16 protein-coding genes are annotated in these 17,928 nt (G+C 63.2%); 7 read left to right on the forward strand and 9 right to left on the reverse strand.

Going from position 1 to position 17,928, the window contains the following annotated elements; genetic code table 11:
- The first annotated feature begins 14 nt into the window (after positions 1-14).
- The gene (locus NKI99_RS16940; protein WP_352441067.1) at positions 15-1,331 is read left to right on the forward strand and encodes a M20 family metallopeptidase; all 1,317 of its coding nucleotides are present in this window, start codon (positions 15-17) and stop codon (positions 1,329-1,331) included.
- Between the two features lie 24 nt (positions 1,332-1,355).
- Here NKI99_RS16940 and NKI99_RS16945 read toward each other — a convergent pair whose 3' ends face one another.
- Genes NKI99_RS16945 through NKI99_RS16965 form a run of 5 tightly spaced genes read right to left on the reverse strand, consistent with a single transcriptional unit; the run spans position 1,356 to position 5,979 of the window.
- On the reverse strand, positions 1,356-2,390 hold the full coding sequence (locus NKI99_RS16945) for a branched-chain amino acid ABC transporter permease (RefSeq protein ID WP_352441065.1): 1,035 nt from the start codon (positions 2,388-2,390) through the stop codon (positions 1,356-1,358).
- On the reverse strand, positions 2,387-3,262 hold the full coding sequence (locus NKI99_RS16950; protein WP_126067682.1) for a branched-chain amino acid ABC transporter permease: 876 nt from the start codon (positions 3,260-3,262) through the stop codon (positions 2,387-2,389). Before NKI99_RS16950 ends, NKI99_RS16945 begins: the two co-directional genes overlap by 4 nt.
- Before the next feature lie 12 nt (positions 3,263-3,274).
- Positions 3,275-3,988 carry an ABC transporter ATP-binding protein gene (locus tag NKI99_RS16955; RefSeq protein WP_136617183.1) on the reverse strand — a complete coding sequence of 238 codons (714 nt, stop codon included), beginning with the start codon at positions 3,986-3,988 and terminating at the stop codon, positions 3,275-3,277.
- Positions 3,985-4,722, reverse strand: coding sequence for an ABC transporter ATP-binding protein (locus NKI99_RS16960; protein ID WP_352611469.1), 738 nt, complete (start codon positions 4,720-4,722; stop codon positions 3,985-3,987). Before NKI99_RS16960 ends, NKI99_RS16955 begins: the two co-directional genes overlap by 4 nt.
- Positions 4,723-4,725: 3 nt before the next feature.
- Positions 4,726-5,979, reverse strand: coding sequence for an ABC transporter substrate-binding protein (locus tag NKI99_RS16965; RefSeq protein ID WP_352611470.1), 1,254 nt, complete (start codon positions 5,977-5,979; stop codon positions 4,726-4,728).
- A gap of 190 nt (positions 5,980-6,169) precedes the next feature.
- Here NKI99_RS16965 and NKI99_RS16970 point away from each other — a divergent pair, with 190 nt between their 5' ends.
- The 3 genes from NKI99_RS16970 (at position 6,170) to NKI99_RS16980 (ending at position 12,427) form a co-directional block, all read left to right on the forward strand.
- Positions 6,170-6,988, forward strand: coding sequence for an alpha/beta fold hydrolase (locus tag NKI99_RS16970; protein ID WP_352553706.1), 819 nt, complete (start codon positions 6,170-6,172; stop codon positions 6,986-6,988).
- A gap of 131 nt (positions 6,989-7,119) precedes the next feature.
- On the forward strand, positions 7,120-10,929 hold the full coding sequence (gene metH / locus NKI99_RS16975; RefSeq protein WP_352611471.1) for a methionine synthase: 3,810 nt from the start codon (positions 7,120-7,122) through the stop codon (positions 10,927-10,929).
- Positions 10,930-11,032: 103 nt separating this feature from the next.
- On the forward strand, positions 11,033-12,427 hold the full coding sequence (locus NKI99_RS16980) for a multicopper oxidase family protein (protein ID WP_352553702.1): 1,395 nt from the start codon (positions 11,033-11,035) through the stop codon (positions 12,425-12,427).
- A gap of 33 nt (positions 12,428-12,460) precedes the next feature.
- On the opposite strand, the gene NKI99_RS16985 is transcribed toward NKI99_RS16980, so the two are convergent.
- The 3 genes from NKI99_RS16985 to NKI99_RS16995 all read right to left on the reverse strand — a co-directional run bounded on the left by NKI99_RS16985 (position 12,461) and on the right by NKI99_RS16995 (position 14,707).
- Positions 12,461-12,748: a PTS sugar transporter subunit IIB gene (locus NKI99_RS16985; RefSeq protein WP_023809203.1), complete on the reverse strand. Its 288-nt coding sequence runs from the start codon at positions 12,746-12,748 to the stop codon at positions 12,461-12,463.
- A 17-nt stretch (positions 12,749-12,765) separates the two neighbouring features.
- Positions 12,766-13,227, reverse strand: coding sequence for a PTS sugar transporter subunit IIA (locus NKI99_RS16990; RefSeq protein ID WP_127267974.1), 462 nt, complete (start codon positions 13,225-13,227; stop codon positions 12,766-12,768).
- Between the two features lie 73 nt (positions 13,228-13,300).
- Positions 13,301-14,707: a PTS galactitol transporter subunit IIC gene (locus NKI99_RS16995; RefSeq protein WP_352553700.1), complete on the reverse strand. Its 1,407-nt coding sequence runs from the start codon at positions 14,705-14,707 to the stop codon at positions 13,301-13,303.
- 339 nt (positions 14,708-15,046) lie between these two features.
- On the opposite strand from NKI99_RS16995, the gene NKI99_RS17000 reads away from it, so the two are divergent.
- The 3 genes from NKI99_RS17000 to NKI99_RS17010 all read left to right on the forward strand — a co-directional run bounded on the left by NKI99_RS17000 (position 15,047) and on the right by NKI99_RS17010 (position 17,061).
- On the forward strand, positions 15,047-16,360 hold the full coding sequence (locus NKI99_RS17000; protein WP_352553698.1) for an NAD(P)H-dependent oxidoreductase: 1,314 nt from the start codon (positions 15,047-15,049) through the stop codon (positions 16,358-16,360).
- Positions 16,361-16,426: 66 nt separating this feature from the next.
- On the forward strand, positions 16,427-16,669 hold the full coding sequence (locus NKI99_RS17005) for a type II toxin-antitoxin system VapB family antitoxin (RefSeq protein WP_352553696.1): 243 nt from the start codon (positions 16,427-16,429) through the stop codon (positions 16,667-16,669).
- Positions 16,669-17,061 carry a type II toxin-antitoxin system VapC family toxin gene (locus NKI99_RS17010; RefSeq protein WP_352553694.1) on the forward strand — a complete coding sequence of 131 codons (393 nt, stop codon included), beginning with the start codon at positions 16,669-16,671 and terminating at the stop codon, positions 17,059-17,061. Before NKI99_RS17005 ends, NKI99_RS17010 begins: the two co-directional genes overlap by 1 nt.
- A gap of 13 nt (positions 17,062-17,074) precedes the next feature.
- On the opposite strand, the gene proC is transcribed toward NKI99_RS17010, so the two are convergent.
- Positions 17,075-17,890, reverse strand: a complete 816-nt coding sequence (gene proC, locus NKI99_RS17015; RefSeq protein ID WP_128302663.1) for a pyrroline-5-carboxylate reductase — start codon at positions 17,888-17,890, stop codon at positions 17,075-17,077.
- Positions 17,891-17,928: the final 38 nt, after the last annotated feature.

Here is a 17,928-nt window from a genome sequence, read left to right on the forward strand (position 1 = left end):
AGAAGGAAGCGACAATGCCCGACAACCAGACCATCATCGATGCCGTGCAGGCTGAGATCGAGACCGATCGCGACTGGTTGATCGGCCTGACCCGCGACATGGTTCGCATCCCTTCGGTCAACCCCAAATTCGAGCCCAACCCGGCGATCAACCGCGAGGCGGATGTCCAGGCGCTGCTCGAACCGATCCTCAGGCAGGACGGGTTCAAGACCGAGCAATGGGATGCCTTGCCCGGCCGGCCCAATCTGGTCGGCGAATGGGCGGGAGACGAGGACCGCAGCCTGATCCTGTGCGGCCACATCGACGTCGTGCCGGTCGGCGCGATGAAGGACTGGTCGGTGGATCCGTTCGGCGGCGAGATCACCAATGGCCGCCTTTATGGCCGCGGCGCCGTCGACATGAAGGGCGGCGTCGCCGCTTGCGTCGCCGCAGCACATGCGATCCGCAAGGCGGGCATCACGCTGCAGGGCCGGCTGGCCATCCATTCCGTCGTCGACGAGGAAGCCGGCGGCTTCGGCGCCATGGACGCGGTGAAGAAGGGCAAGCTCGCCAAGGCGGTGCTGGTCGCCGAACCGACCTGGGGCGATGTCCTGCCCGTCGAAGGCGGGCTCGAATGGGCGCGGGTGACGATCCGCGGCCGCAACGCCCATTCGGCGCTGCGCTACAACGAGATTTATCCGCAGCGCCACGACAAGGACCGGCTCGAGCCGGGCGTCAACGCCATCGAGATCGCCGCTCGCTTCATCGCCGCCGTGCGCCAGTATGAACTGGACCGGACGCGGGCGAAATCGCATCCATTGCTGCCGCTCGGTATGAACACGATCAACATCGGCGTCATGCATGGCGGCACCGGCCTTGGCGAACACGGCCTGCCGACCGTCATGACCAACCCGGCCATCATTCCCGACGTCGCGGTGCTCGATCTCGACATGAAATTCCTGCCCGATGAGAACTCGGCCGACTACCGCCGCGATTTCGAGACGTTCGTCCACCATTTCGCCCAGACCGATGCGTGGCTGCGCGACAACCCGCCTGCGATCCAATGGGAGCTCGGCGGGCTGTATTTCCCGCCGATGAACACCCCGGTCGATCATCCGCTGGTGACCTCGCTGATGAAGCGCAAGGCCATGGTCGGCAAGGCGCCGCAGGCGCGCGGCTTCGTCGCTGTGTGCGATGCCGCGCACTATGCCGGCGCCGGCGTCGACGGTGTCATCTTCGGCCCGTCGGGCGACGGTTTTCACGGTTCCGACGAATATGTCGAGGTCGAATCGGTGGTCGAGACCGCCAAGGTGATCGCTGCTTCGGTCATCGACTGGTGCGGCATCCGCTGAGGCGGAGCCGCTATTCCGAAACGGTCAGGCCGGGCGTTTCAGGCGTCCGGCGACGGCGCCCCATGAAGCCTTGATCATGCCGACCAGGCCGCTCGGGTAGGCCAGCATCACGCCGATGATCAGCACCGCCGTGATCATCGGCCGCCACGCACCGAAATCGGCCATCCATTCGGCGAAGATCGTCAGCACGAAGGAGGCGATGATGGCGCCGTAAATGGTGCTGGTGCCGCCGAGCAGCACCATCGACAGGATGATGGTCGCCAGGCTCATGCCGAAGACGTCGATCGAGGCATTGCGCTGGTAGGCGGCGTAGAAGGCGCCGGCGATGCCGGTGAAGAAGGCGCTCGCGGCAAGCGTCAGCATGCGCTGGCGGACGATCGAGACGCCGCGGCTGACGGCGTATTCCTCATTGTCGCGCAAGGCGACGATACTGGCCCCGGCGCGTGAGCGCACGAACACGCGCAGGAACAGCGTGCTCGCCACCAGCAGCGCCAGCGCGATGTAGAAATAGGCTGACTTGCCGTCACGGACCATATTGTGGTCGAACACGTAAAGTCCGGGAATGCGCACCAGCCCTTGCGTGCCACCGGTGATGGCGGACTGGCTGATGATCACCTGCATGACCAACTGCGCGAAGCCGAAAGTGACCAGGATGATGTAGATGCCCTTCAGCCGCAGGATCGGGATGGTCACCAGGATCGCCGCCAGGGTTGCGATGACACCGCTGGCAAACAGCGCGATCCACGGGTCGAATTCGGCCAGCTTGGTCAGCAGGCTGTAGGCATAGACGCCGATGCCGAACAGCGCCAGATGGCCGAAATTGAAGACGCCGCCATAGCCGAGGCTGAGGTCCCAATTCGAGGCGACGATCGCATAGATGAAGGCCATGATCAGGATGTGGCGGGCATAGGTGTCGCCGAAGATCAGCGGCAGCAGCGCCAGCAGCGCGAAGCCGAGCACGAAGCCGATGGCCTCCTGCTTCCACGGCGTGCGGCCTGGAGCGATCGGGGTTGCCGCCTCGGCGTGGCCAGGCGCGATCAGCGATGTCGTGTCGGTCATGCTAGGCCTCGGGAGCGGCTGGCAAAGATGCCCTCGGGGCGCACCATCAGGGTCAGGATCAGCACGCCGAACAGCAGCGCCGGCGTCCAGTACAGGCCGAAATAATAGCTGCAGGCGGCCTCGAAGAAGCCGATCAGATAGGCGGCGAAGATCGGGCCCGATATGCTCGATATGCCGCCGAAAACGACGACGATCAGCGCCTTGAGCAGCGGGTCGCTGCCCATCACCGGCGACATGAAGCGGTAGCCGCCCATGAAGATGCCGGCGAGCCCGGCCAGCGACGCGGCAATGGCAAAGGCCAGCCCATAGAGCGCGGTGACGTTCAGCCCGACAAGGTGGCTGGCATCTTCGTTCTGCGCCACGGCGCGCAGTGCCAGCCCCAGCCGCGTGCGGTTGAGGAACATCCAAAGTGCGGCCAGGATCAGCGGCGTGATGACGATGATGGCGATCTGGTGCAGGGAGACGCCGACGCCGCCGATGGTGGTGTTGCCGGCGATCAGCGCCGGGATCTGCTTCGAGCGCGGTCCCCAGATGGTCAAGGCGCCGTTCTCGATCAGCGACCCGGCCGCCAGCGTGGTGATGACGACGACCAGCACGATGTTGGGCCGGCCGATCAGCGGCCGCACGACGCTCGCCTGCAGGATCCAGCCGACGCCGGCCATGACGACGACGGCGATGGGAAAGGCGACCGCCGCCGGCAGGCCGAGTTCGACCAGCTGCCAGGCGATGTAGGCGCCCAGCATCATGAACACGCCATGGCTGAAATTGAACACGCCGATCGTCGTCCAGACCAGAGCGAGCCCGACCGCCATCATGGCGTAGAGCGAGCCCTGGAACAGGCCGCCGAACAGGATTTCCGCCAATGCGCTCATCTTCGGATTTTCCTAATGGCCAAAATACATCGACATGATCTCGCCGTGGTCGAGGCTTTCGCCCGGCTTGATCTCGGTCGCCACGGCGCCATGGTTGACGAGGTAGAGTTGCTGCGTCAGCTCCAGCAGGAATTCGATATCCTGCTCGACGACGATCAGCGGCACGCCGCCGCGCGAAATGTCCATGACGGAGGCGCAGAGCTCGTCCTTGATCTTGGGCGCCAGTCCAAGCGTCGGCTCGTCGAGGATCAGCAGGCGCGGATGGCTCATCAGCGCGGTGCCGATCGACACCATCTGGCGCTCGCCGCCCGACAGCGTGCGCACGCGCTGGCGCCAGCGTTCCGCCAGTTTCGGAAACAGCTTGATCACCTTCTCGCGGTTCTCCGCCTCATGCGGCCGGGCCCGCGGCGAATAGGCGCCGAGCGCCATGCAGTCGGCGATCGAGAGATCGGGAAACAGCCGGTTGCCTTGCGGCACATGGATCAGGCCGGCGCCGACGATGGCGCGTGCGCTGTGGCCGACAATGTCTTGTCCGTCGAACAGGATGCGGCCGCTCTTCGGCTGCAGCAGCCCGGAGATCGCACGCAGCAGCGTCGTCTTGCCATGGCCGTTGGGGCCGAACAGGCCGACATTGCCGAAGCGGCCGGCCTCCAGCGAGATGTCGTGCAGCACGGTGACGCGGCCATAGCCGGCGGTGACGCCTTCGACGCTGAGAATGGGGTTCACGCCGCCGATCTCCTCGTGCCGAGATAGGCTTCGATGACGCGCGGGTCCGCGATCACGCCAGCCGGGTCGCCAGCGGCCAGGACGCGGCCATTGTTGAGCACCAGCAGATGCTGCGAAAGGCTCATCAGGAAGGTCAGCACGTGCTCGATCAGAAGGATGGTGATGCCGCGCTCGGCGGTGCGGCGGATCAGGCCGATAGACGTCTCGATCTCGGGTTTGGTCAGGCTCGACGCCGGTTCGTCGAGCAAGAGCATGCGCGGCTGCATGGCAATCGCGGTGGCAAGCATCAGGCATTTGCGCTCGAACACAGACAATTCGCCGGCAAGCCGGCCGAACGACTGAGATCCCAGGCCGACGAACTCCAGCGCCTCGGCGGCGGCATTGCGGGCCGTGGCCGCTGTCTTTTCCTGCTTGCCGTAACTGGCGCCGATCAGCGCGTTCTCGAACACGGTCAGCCCGTCGAAGCTGGTCTCGCGCTGAAACGTGCGGGCGAGGCCGAGGCGCGCGATGGCGTGTCCCGATTTGCCGTTTATGGCAATGCCGTCAAAGCGGATCTGGCCCCGGTCGGGGCCGAACGGGATGCCGGTGATGATGTTGAACAGTGTGCTCTTGCCGCTGCCGTTCGGGCCGGCGATGCCGAAGATCTCGCCGGCCTCGACCTTGAACGACACGCCGTCGACGGCCTTCAGCGAACCGAAGGCCTTCGACACGTCGTCCAGTTCAAGCAGGGCCATTCCCTACTTCATCCAGGGCTGTAGCTTGAAGGCGCCGGTGGCGTATTTCTCCGGCGAGATCAGCGTGCGCTGGCCATCCCAGATCTGGAAGAAGGTGATCGGGATATAGTCGTCGCCCTGCGTGGCAAGGTGGGTGGCCGGATCGAACTTAAGCCGCCCTTCGGCGACCTGCTTGTCGGTTTCCGACAGCGCCTTCATGATCGCCGGATGGTCGGACGCGCCGCCGACTTTCTTGACGGCGTCGAAATAGACATTGGTCATTTCGTAGAGGCCGACGCCATAGGTGCCGCTCTCGACGCCGTATTTTGCCTTGAACTTGGCTGCCACCTCGTCGGCGCGCGGGTTCTTCGGCGTCGTCAACGCGCCGCCGAGCAGATTGTAGATGACACCATCCGACTTTTTGCCGGTCAGCTCGACGAATTCCGGAACGCTCGGCGCATATTGCAAAAAGACGAGGCTCTTGGTCGGCTGCTCGAGGAACTGGTTCAGGAACGACGCCGAATTGCCGGGCAGATAGTCAGTGTTGATGACGACATCGGGAACGTTCTCGCGCACCTTGGCGAGGATCGAGCGCCAGTCGGTCACTTCGCCGAAGGGCACGATCTCGTCGACGGTGATGGTCCAGCCCTTCTCCTTGAAGGTCTTCTTCATGCCTTCGGAGATGGTCTTCGAATAGGCGTTGTCGGACGAGATGATGGCGACCTTCTTGGTCGGCAGGGTGATCTTGCCATCGGCCGCGAGCTTCTCGACGAACAGGGTTACGTCGGTGTTGTAGGCGTCGAAGGAAGGCGTCAGCGACCAGCAGCACATATATTTGTCGGGGCTTGGCGCGATGATGTCCCTGGTCTGCTGCGAGGTGGCCGCCAGCATGTAGGGCATTTCCGCTTCGGCCATGTTGTCGATCTCGAAATTGGTCAGGCTGGCATAGCCGGTCAGCATGAAGTGCACGCCCGGATCGCCAAGCAGGCGCTCGACCGCGCTGGTGACGTTGCCGGCGGACTGATCCTTGACGTCGCCGACCACCAGTTCGAATGTATCCCCGGCAACGCCGCCGGCTGCGTTGGCCTCGTCGATGGCCATCTGCACGCCGCGCTGGAATTCCTGGCCGTCCGCCGCGGCAGGGCCGGTCAGCGGCGCAAGCAGGCCGATCTTGACGATTTCGGCAAAGGCGGGGGCGCCTGACACGGCAAACATGCCGATCAGCGTCGTGCTCATCAGCATATGGCGGATTCGACTTGCGGCGGATTTGGGCTTCATCGTGCTGTTCCCTGTTTTCCTCCCGTTCATCGGGAGTTGGATAATTGACAATCTACGCATAATTGTTCTTATTTGAAAAGGATTTTTCAACGCAACCTTGCCGGGAAGATGGTTCCCGCAAAGGTTTGGAAGCCGTGGCGCTTTGCCGCGCAACTGCATTAAAACAGGGCAATTCCCGACGGAGCGGACAATGACGATCTCGCAGAAGACCCTTGAAACCAGCCACGGCAAGATCGCTGTTCGCCAGACCAGTGGCCAGGGAACCGCTGTTATGCTGATCCACGGCAATTCATCTTCCAGTGCCGTTTTCCGCAACCAGTTGGACGGCCCGTTGGGCGAGCGCTACCACCTCATCGCTCCGGACCTGCCCGGCCACGGAGCGTCCGGCGATGCGATCGATCCGGAGCGTTCCTACAGCATGGAAGGCTATGCCGATGCCATGGCCGAAGTGCTCGGGCTGCTCGGCATCGACAAGGCCATCGTCTTCGGCTGGTCGCTCGGCGGCCATATCGGGCTTGAGATGATCGACCGCTTTCCCGGCCTGCTTGGCCTGATGATCACCGGCACGCCGCCCGTCTCGCCCGAGGAGGTCGGCAACGGCTTCAAGCCGAGCCCGCATATGCACCTTGCCGGGCAGGAAACCTTCACTGACGCGGATGTCGAGGCCTATGCGCGCAGCACCTGCGGCGAGCCGTTCGAGCCGTTTCTCATCGACACGGTGGCGCGCACCGATGGAAGGGCGCGGCGCCTGATGTTCGAAAAGTTCGCGGCCGGCACCGGGCGGAACCAGCGCGAGATCGTGGCCGGCAAGACGCCGCCGATCGCCGTTCTGAACGGCATCGACGAGCCATTCGTCAACATCGATTTCGTCTCCGCTGTGAAATTCTCCAATCTATGGGAAGGCAAGGCCCATCTGCTCGACAAATCCGGCCACGCGCCGTTCTGGGATTCGCCGGATCGCTTCAATCCGGTCTTCGCCCGCTTCCTGGCAAGCTTCGACAGAGCGTAGGTCCGTCGGAAAACCGGCGCCACAGACCCCGCCTTCGAGACAGGTGGGTGACAATCACGCGCACCTACCGTATATTGACATAAAGATATCCTTATGTGACATGAAAAGGCCTGTCGCCAAAGGGATAAAAAATGTCGCAGAATTCTGCATCGCTGGACGATTTGTTCGGCCCCGTCGCGGCAAAACCGGACGGCTCGGAAGTGCTTGCCGCGCTGACGGCAGCAGCACGCGAACGCATCCTCATCCTCGATGGCGCCATGGGCACGCAGATCCAGGGCCTCGGCTTTGACGAGGACCAGTTTCGCGGCGAGGCCTTCGCCGGCTGCGCCTGCCACCAGCAAGGCAACAACGATCTTCTGATCCTGACGCAGCCGAAGGCGATCGAGGAGATTCACTATCAATACGCCATCGCAGGCGCCGATATCCTCGAAACCAACACCTTCTCCTCGACCTCGATCGCCCAGGCCGATTACGGCATGGAGGATGCCGTCTACGCGCTGAACCGCGATGGCGCGCGGCTGGTGCGGCGCGCCGCTGTTCGGGCCGAGCAGCAGGACGGCAAGCGCCGCTTTGTCGCCGGTGCACTCGGGCCGACCAACCGCACCGCCTCGATGTCGCCCGACGTCAACAATCCCGGCTATCGCGCCGTGACCTTCGACGATCTGCGCCTCGCCTATGGCGAGCAGCTGCGCGGCCTGATCGACGGTGGCGCCGACATCATCCTGATAGAGACCATCTTCGACACGCTGAACGCCAAGGCGGCGATCTTTGCAGCGGAAGAGATCTTCATCGAGAAGGGCGTGCGCCTGCCGGTGATGATTTCGGGCACCATCACGGACCTCTCCGGCCGCACGCTGTCGGGCCAGACGCCGACGGCCTTCTGGCATTCGGTGCGCCACGCCAGCCCGTTCACCATCGGCCTCAACTGCGCGCTCGGCGCCAACGCCATGCGCGCGCATCTGGCCGAGATTTCAGGCGTCGCCAACACCTTCACCTGCGCCTATCCGAATGCCGGCCTGCCCAATGAATTCGGTCGGTATGACGAGAGCCCGGACTTCATGGCCGCGCAGATCGAGGAGTTTGCCCGCGAGGGACTGGTCAATGTCGTCGGCGGCTGCTGCGGTTCGACGCCCGAGCACATCCGCGCCATCGCCGAGGCGGTGAAAAAGTATCCGCCACGCGCCATTCCCGACATCGAGCGCAAGATGCGCCTGTCCGGGTTGGAGCCGTTCACGCTGACGGACGAAATTCCCTTCGTCAATGTAGGCGAGCGCACCAATGTTACCGGGTCGGCCAAGTTCAGGAAGCTGATCACGGCGGGTGACTATGTCGCCGCGCTCGACGTGGCGCGCGACCAGGTCGCCAATGGCGCGCAGATCATCGACATCAATACGGACGAAGGCCTGATCGATTCGAAGAAGGCGATGGTGGAGTATCTCAACCTGATCGCCGCCGAACCGGACATCGCCCGTGTCCCGGTCATGGTCGACAGTTCCAAATGGGAGATCATCGAGGCTGGCCTGAAATGCGTGCAGGGCAAGCCGCTGGTCAACTCCATCTCGATGAAGGAAGGCGAGGCGGCATTCCTGCATCATGCAAGGCTCGTGCGCGCTTATGGCGCCGCCGTGGTCGTCATGGCGTTCGACGAGGATGGCCAGGCCGACACCAAAGCGCGCAAGGTGGAGATATGCACCCGCGCCTACAAGCTTTTGACCGAACAGGCCGGCTTCCCGCCCGAGGACATCGTCTTCGATCCGAACGTGTTCGCCATCGCCACCGGCATCGAGGAGCACGACAATTACGGCGTCGACTTCATCGAGGCGGCGGGCGAGATCACCGCGACGCTGCCGCATGTCCACATTTCCGGCGGTGTGTCGAACCTCTCCTTCTCGTTCCGCGGCAACGAGCCGGTGCGGGAGGCCATGCATGCCGTGTTCCTCTACCATGCCATCCAGCGCGGCATGGACATGGGCATCGTCAATGCCGGTCAGCTCGCCGTCTACGATACGATCGAGCCGGCACTGCGCGAAGCCTGCGAGGATGTCGTGCTCAACCGCATGCCCAAGGCCGGCGGCACCGCCACCGAACGCATGCTGGAGATCGCCGAACGCTTCAAGGGCACGGCCGGCAAGGAAGCGCAGGAGCGCGATCTCGCCTGGCGCGAATGGACTGTCGAACAGCGGATCGGCCATGCACTGGTCAACGGCATCACCGAATTCATCGACGCCGACACTGAGGAAGCGCGGCTTGCCGCCGAGCGCCCGCTCCATGTCATCGAAGGCCCGCTGATGGCCGGCATGAACGTCGTCGGCGACCTGTTCGGCGCGGGCAAGATGTTCCTGCCGCAGGTGGTTAAGTCGGCGCGTGTGATGAAGCAGGCGGTGGCCGGGCTGCTGCCGCATATGGAGGCCGAGAAGGTGGCCAACGCCGCCAACGGCATCGACAATGGCGAACGCCAGACCGCGGGCAAGATCCTGATGGCGACGGTGAAGGGCGATGTCCACGATATTGGCAAGAACATCGTCGGCGTCGTGCTGGCCTGCAACAATTACGAGATCATCGATCTCGGCGTCATGGTGCCGGCAGCGAAAATCCTGCAGACGGCGCGCGACCAAAATGTCGACATCATCGGCCTGTCCGGCCTGATCACGCCATCCCTCGATGAAATGGTGCACATGGCCGCCGAGATGGAGCGTGAAGGCTTCGACATTCCGCTGCTGATCGGCGGCGCGACGACCAGCCGCGTGCACACGGCGGTGAAGATCCACCCGCGCTACAGCAAGGGGCAGACGGTCTACGTCACCGACGCCAGCCGGGCGGTCGGCGTCGTGTCGTCCTTGCTGTCGAACGAGAGCAAGGGCGGCTATGTCGACACGGTGCGCACCGAATACAAGAAGGTCGCGGATGCACATGCCCGCTCCGAAGCCGACAAGCAACGGCTGCCGCTGGCCAAGGCGAGGGCCAATGCGCACCGGATCGACTGGTCTGCCTACGAGCCGCCGAAGCCGTCTTTTACCGGCGTCAAGGTGTTCGAGAACTGGGATCTCACCGAACTCGCGCGCTACATCGATTGGACGCCGTTCTTCCAGACCTGGGAGCTGAAGGGCCGTTATCCCAAAATTCTCGAAGACGAGGCGCAAGGCGCCGCCGCGCGCCAGCTGTTCGAGGATGCGCAGGCGATGCTGAAAAAGATCATCGCCGAAAAATGGTTCGCCCCGCGCGGCGTCATCGGCTTCTGGCCGGCCAATGCCGTCGGCGACGACATCAGGCTGTTCACGGACGAAAAGCGGTCGCAGGAACTGGCGACCTTCTTTACCTTGCGCCAGCAACTGACCAAGCGCGACGGCAAGGCCAATGTCGCGCTGTCGGATTTTGTCGCGCCGGCCGACAGCGGAAAGCCCGACTACATCGGCGGCTTCATCGTCACCGCCGGCATCGAGGAGGTGGCGATCGCCGAACGGTTCGAGCGGGCGAACGACGACTATTCGTCGATCATGGTCAAGGCGCTGGCGGACCGCTTCGCCGAAGCCTTTGCCGAGCGCATGCACGAGAAGGTGCGCGAGGAATTCTGGGGTTATACTCCCGACGAAGCCTTGGCGCCCGACGAGCTGATCGGCGAACCTTACCGCGGCATCCGTCCGGCGCCCGGCTATCCGGCGCAGCCGGATCACACCGAGAAGGCGACGCTGTTCCGGCTGCTTGACGGTGAGGGCAATGCGGGCGTGAGCCTGACCGAAAGCTATGCGATGTGGCCGGGCTCGTCCGTGTCGGGGATCTATCTGTCGCATCCCGAAAGCTACTATTTCGGCGTCGCCAAGGTCGAACGCGACCAGGTCGAAGATTATGCACGCCGCAAGGCGATGCCATTGGCCGAGGTCGAGCGCTGGCTTGGCCCCATCCTCAACTACGTGCCGGCACACTACGCCGAGGCGGCTGAATAGCGACGGCATGCCCTCAACAGAATTTGCGCGGGTTCCCGGCTTGTGATCCATGGCGCGGCGGTTACACCTTCGCGGGCAGTCGCCTTTGCAGTTGGAGCGCCGAATGACCTTACTCACACGCCGCAGGCTTTTGAAAGCGGCCGCGGTTGCCGGGGCGGGCGGGGTCGGGCTTTCGGCCATGGGTCGGCTTGGCGGCTGGGCCGCTGCCACGCCTGAGCCGGTGGTTTTGCAGACGGCAAAGATCCAGGCGAAGCTGATGGATGTCGGCCAGACCAGGGATGTGCTGACCTATGGCAACGCCGGAATGCCGCCGGTGCTCAGGATGAAAAAGGGCGAGCCCTTCGCCGCGCGCCTTGTCAACGCGATCGACGATCCGACGACGATCCACTGGCACGGCATTCGTGTTCCAAACAAGATGGACGGCGTGCCGTTCCTGGTCCAGCCCTACGTCTACACCGGCGATCATTTCGACTACGCCTTCACGCCGCCCGACGCCGGCACCTTCTGGTATCACCCGCATTGCAACACGCTGGAGCAGATGGGTCACGGCCTGACGGGGGTTATCGTGGTCGAAAATCCAAGCGATCCGGAATTCGATGCCGAAATCGTCCTCAATTTGCGCGACTGGCGCCTCGGCGACGACGGCCAGTTCATTGACCAGTTCCGGCCGCGCGATGCCGCGAGAACCGGCACTTACGGCACGGTGCGCACCGCCAATTGGCTCGACCAGCCGCAATATGATGCGCCGGCCGGCGGATTGGCGCGGCTGCGCGTCGCCATCACCGACGTGACGCGTATCTACGCTTTTCGCATCGACGGTGCGGAGGCGAGTGTCATGGCGCTCGACGGCAATCCGGTGCCTGAACGTTTTTCGCCCGATGCCTTGCTGCTTGGACCCGGCCAGCGCATGGAGCTGGCCATACGCATGCCCGACGAGGAAGGTGCGATCGTCAGCTTGAGGGACGTCAGGGGCACCAAGCCAAAAATCCTGGCGACCCTGCGTGCGACTGGAAACTCGCTCAAACGGGACATTCGCGATCTCGCGCCGCTGGAGCTCAATCCGGTGGCGGAAGTGGATCTCGCCAGCGCCAGGCATATTTCCCTGGCACTGAGCGCCACGGCGGAAAACGTCCCGAGCGATGGCATCTGCGGTTCGCTTGGCTACAGTTTCTGGGCCATCAACAAAGTGCCGTGGCCCGGCGACACCAAGGATCCGACCGCGCCTCTGGCCGAACTGAAGCTTGGCCAAAGCTACGTCATCGACATGGAGAACCTGACGCCGCAATCCCATCCGATGCATCTGCACGGCATGAGCTTCAAGGTGCTGTCATCCTCGACGCGCCAGGTTCAGCCTGCGATTTCCGACACCTATCTCATCCAGCCCAACGAGAAGGTTCAGCTCGGCTTCGTCGCCGACAATCCCGGCGATTGGCTGCTGCACTGCCATATCATCGAGCACCAGAAATCGGGAATGACGAGCTATGTCAGGGTGGTGTGAAGCCGCGTCAGCCTGCGCGTAGCGTCTGTGCCGTCATTTGCGCAACTGCGCCTCGATCTCGTCCAGCACCTTGTCCTTGCCGATGCCGGTGAGGAAGGCGAGGCCCTTGATCACCGGCTTGGTCACCGAAGCGGAGATCGGTGTGGTTGCGACGATGAAGTCGACATTGTCGGCCAGTCCAGGCACTTCGGTGGCCTTTGCCTGCTGGGCGTTGAAGGTGAGGCCGCGTTTCTTCATTTCCTCGGTGACGGCGACATTGACCGCGGTCGAGGTGGCGATGCCCGTGCCGCAGGCAAAGAGAATGGTTTTCTGTCTGGACATCTCTGCTTCTCCTTGTTTCAGCCGAGTACGGCTCGCACGTCTTCGAGGGTTCTGGCCGACCTCAAATCATCCAAGGCTTGCGGGTTCTGGATGGTGGCCATGACGGCCTGCAGCGCCTCAATCTGCTTGTCCTTGTCGTTGATGGCAAGCAGGAAGACGAAGCCGACCGGCAGCATCTCGTCGGGATCCTCCATGTTGGCGAAGGTGACTGGTTGCTTCAATGTGCCCATCGCGATGCCAGGCTTCAGCACATGCTCCGGATCGGTGTGCGGCACCGCGACATTGTCGGAGCGTTCCAGCGGCAGTCCGGTCGGGATGGTCAATTCGCGGCGCACGACCGCGTCGGCATAGCTGCTTTTGACATAGCCAAGTCTCTCCAGCCGGCCCGCCAGGATGCGGATGATCTCCTCATTGGTCGAGGCATCGGATCCGAGCACGATCGCGTCGGGGTCCAGAAGCTGCATGAGGCCGTCGGACATTCTTTGCTCCGTCGATGAAATCGTGCGCCCCGGAAAGGGCGCACGATCGGTTTAAAGGGTGGACGCTATCAGGTCAGGCCGTCTCTTCGGCCGGCTCGTCCTCGGCGCCTGCGGCCCGCTCCCAGCCGAGCGGATTGCGGCGGTAGAGGACAAACAATGCCGCGATGACCACCGCGATCACGATGATGCCGACAAGCCCCATCCCCTGGATCGCCTCGATGACCACGTAAGGCACCCACAGGAAGCCGTCGACCACCGAGGTGATCTGCAGCGCGTCCGCCGGCAGCTTGAAGCCCGATGCGACAGCAGCGCTTGTGAACAGCGGCGCCAGCGCGTTGGCGACGTAGAAGCCGATGGCCAGCGTCACCGTGCCGATCACCACCATGCGGAACACGTTGCCTTTGACCAGCGGCGCGGTCATGGCGACGATGAAGGGGATGACCGCGAGGTCGGCGAACAGGATGACGCGGTTGCCCGGCAGGATGATGGACAGGATGATTGCGATCGGCACCAGGATCAGCGACGACGAGATCGCGGCCGGATGGCCGATCAGGATCGCCGAATCGAGACCAACGAGAAGCTCTCGGTCACCGGTGCGCTTGCGCACGAACGCCTGTGCGGCGTCGGAGACGGGGATCAGCCCCTCCATCAGGATCTTGACCATGCGCGGCAGCAGCAGCATCACCGCGGCCAGCGTCATGCCGGTGCCCAGAACCTTTGCCAGCACCACGCTGAGATCACCCGCATTGTAGAAGGCGATCGCACCAAGCACGAGGCCGATGATGAGGCCCATCACGACAGGTTCGCCGAACACGCCGAACCTGCGCTCGATGGTGTCCGTGTTGATGTTGATGCGGTTGATCCCGGGAATGCGGTCCATGATCCAGTTGAGCACAATGGCGATCGGCAGGATCTGTGCCGAGGCGAGATGCGGCACCGAAATGCCGGGCACGCCGTAGAACTGCTGCACCGCGCGCGCGGACCAGTCGGCGAACAGCAGCGAGAGTGCTGCGACAAGTGCTGCGACCGCGATGCCATAGGCCAGATTGTCGGTTGCGGCGACCACCAGCGAGCCGACAAAGGCAAAGTGCCAGAAATTCCAGACGTCGACATTGAGCGTGCGCGTCATGCGTGTCAGCAGCAGCACGATGTTGACCAGGATGCCGACCGGAATGACCCAAAGGCCGACCGATGAGCCGAAGGCGATCGCGGCCGCGGAGGGCCAGCCGACATCGATGATGTCGCGATGAATGCCGGTGTTGGTGACGATGGCCTTGGCGACGTCGCCAATCGACGTGAACATCAGGCCAAGCACCAGATTGATGCCGATGAAGGCGACGCCGATGGTGACGGCGGCGCGAAAAGCCTTGCTCACTTTGGCGCCCAGAACCACGGCGATGATGAAAATGACGATCGGCAGCAGGATCGTCGGGCCAAGCGTATCGATGGCCCCTTTGAGGCCCGCGAGAACAGTATCCATTTTTCCTCCCCTGGAGCCGCGAGCCTTCGCTCGACGCCTCGCAACGATGCTCCATCCAGCCTTTGACGCCGTGGCGCAAAGACACTCCCCAATTTGCGCCAGAGGCGAATGCTTCCCGACTGTCGCGTCGGTGAACATTTGCCTTTGTTGACAAACGAATGTTTTATTGGGGTTGTTCGCTGCGATGTCAATTGGTTGCGCTTCGGCCAATCGAGCCCCGAAGGACGTCCCTTCCGAGACGATTTCGTGGAAATTGCCGGTCGAGACCGGGTTTCGTTGGCAAATAGAACCCGTTCCCTGCTATCCGATCCCAAATCACGAAGCTGTGGACATTCTTGCATGACCAACGTCGCCCTGACCGGCCTTGCCCGTGATCTCGCCAGGCGTGCCGCCGAAGGCCGCCCGGTGCGCATTGGTGTCATCGGCTCGGGCGAAATGGGCACCGATCTGGTCACGCAAGGCATGCTGATGCCAGGCATTTCGATCTGCGCCGTCTCGACGCGCCGCCCGCACACCGCGCGCGATGCCATCCGCATCGCCTATGGCGATGAAGCCATGGCGGTCGAAGCCGACACCGCGTCGAAAGTCACCGGCGCCATCGAGAGCGGCAAGATCGCCATCACCTCGAACGAGATGCTGGTCACCAATCCGTTAATCGACGTCGTCATCGACGCCACCGGCAAGCCGGGTGTCGCCGCCGACTTCGACCTCATGGCGATGGAGCACGGCAAGCATCTTGTGATGATGAACGTCGAGGCCGACGTCACCATCGGTTGCTATCTGAAGCAGCAGGCCGACCGGCTTGGCGTCGTCTATTCGTTGGGTGCGGGCGACGAGCCGTCGAGCTGCATGGAACTGATCGAATTCGCGTCGGCGCTCGGGCTGACCATCGTCTCGGCCGGCAAGGGCAAGAACAACCCGCTCAAACACGATGCCGTACCGGACGACTATCGCGCCGAAGCCATCCGCCGCAACATGAACCCGCGCATGCTGGTCGAGTTCGTCGACGGTTCCAAGACCATGGTCGAGATGTGCGCCATCGCCAACGCCACCGGGCTGGTGCCCGACGTGCCCGGTATGCACGGCCCCAAGGCCGACCGCGATGATCTCGCCAAGGTGCTGATCCCGCGCGAGGATGGCGGTCTGCTGTTGAAGAAAGGCGTCGTCGACTACACGGTCGGCAAAGGCGTCGCGCCTGGCGTCTTCGTCATCGTCGAGGCGACGCATCCGCGCATCATCGAGCGCATGGACGATCTGCATGTCGGCCACGGCCCCTATTACAGCCTGTTCCGGCCCTATCATCTGACGTCGCTGGAGGTGCCGCTGACCGCCGCCCGCATCGTGCTTTTCGGCAAGCCCGACATGGTGCCGCTGCCGCGGCCGGTCGCCGAAGTCTGCGCCGTCGCCAAGCGCGACCTTGCCGCCGGCGAGACCTTCGATGCGATCGGCGAGACCTGCTACCGCTCCTGGACCATGACCGTCGGCGAAGCCCGCGCCCGGCGCGCTGTGCCGGTCGGCCTGCTCGAGGGCGGCAAGGTGCTGAAACCGGTCAGGAAAGGTGAGTTGCTGACGTCAGACAATGCGGCGCCCGACCAGACGACAAGGCTGTTCGCCTTGCGCCAGCTGCAGGACGAGATGCTGTACGGAAGATAGTCCGTTGTGGCACTGTCATGACGAATGCACTATCTTGTAGTGGCAAATGTCACTGAGGACAGGCCAATGAACCTCCAGATCAGGGATCCGCGCGCCCGCGAACTGGCGCGGCGGCTCGCCGCCAAACGCAAGATTTCCATGACCGAGGCGGTCATCGAAGCGCTTGAGTCTGAATTGAAACGGGAAAGCGGACGCGTTCCTCTAGCGGATCGACTTGCTGCCATCGCCGAGGATCTTAAGGCCAAAGCCGGCCAGGGCGGCCGCCCTGTAAGTAAGGATGAGATCGACGACATGTGGGGACATTCCTGATGTTCGTTGATACCTCGGTGGTTGTCGCAATTCTTTCGAGAGAAGGGGACGCCGGCGAATGGAGCAATCGAATCCAGGCAACACCACGCAAAATAACCTCAGCACTAGTCGTGCTCGAAGCAGCAATGCGGCTCTCCACCATGCTTGCTGTCGAGCCTGTTGTTGTGGAAGCGGCGATAGAGGCGTTTCTGCGTGAGGCCGAAATCGAAATCGTGCCGATCGACGCTGGTGACGCCAAGCTCGCGGTCCAGGCCTTTTCAGACTATGGAAAGGGACGCGGGCATCCCGCACAGCTCAATCTCGCCGATTGCCTGTCCTACGCTTGCGCGAAGAGCCACGGCTCAGTGTTGCTCTACAAGGGCAATGATTTTTCGCGTACGAATCTCGCTTAGCGGGACGTCCGCTCTATTTCCCCAGCTCGACAGACCGCAACCGCGCCGCCTCCACCGCCTGCGTCAGCAGATTTGTCAGCCGGTCCTCGCCCATCAGCACCTCCAGCGCCGCGGCCGTCGTCCCTTTGGGGCTGGTCACCTGCTGGCGCAGCACGCCCGGCTCCTCGCCGCTTTCGGCGGCGAGCGAGGCGGCGCCGTAGACGGTCTGCATGGCGAGCAACTTGGCGGTCGCCGTCGGCAGACCGGCCTTCTCGGCGGCGACGGTCAGCGCTTCGATGAAATGGAAGATGTAGGCCGGTCCCGATCCGGACACGGCGGTCACCGCGTCCATTAGGCCCTCGTCGTCGATGGTGGCCACTTCACCGCTCGCTGACAAAAGGTCGGCGACGAAACGCTTGGTGTCATCCGACACGAGCTTGTTTGAGAACACAACCATCATGCCTTTGCCGATCGCCGCGGGCGTGTTGGGCATGCAGCGCACGATCGGCGCGCGGTTGCCCAAGATTTCCTCGAAGGTGGCGGCAGGCGTGCCAGCGGCGATGCTGACGAAGGTGGTGCGGCCGTCGCCGAAACGCTTGTAGGCGGAGGTGACATCGCGGATCACCTGCGGCTTCACCGCGATGACTACGAGATCGGGCACGGCGTCTGCTGGAATATCGCCGGCATCGGCTGATGTGCCGCAGCCCAACGCTGCGGCGCGATTGCGCAGATCGGCATTGGGCTCGACCACGAAGACCGCTGATGGCGCAAGCTTGCCGGATTTCAGCCAGCCCGAGAGCATGGCGTAGCCCATATTGCCGCAGCCGGCGAGAACAAGTCTGATCGTCATCGAAAGCCCTCCGAAGGAAGCCATCACATAGACGCTGG

Source organism: Mesorhizobium sp. M0239 (assembly GCF_040321815.1).
Lineage (GTDB): Bacteria > Pseudomonadota > Alphaproteobacteria > Rhizobiales > Rhizobiaceae > Mesorhizobium.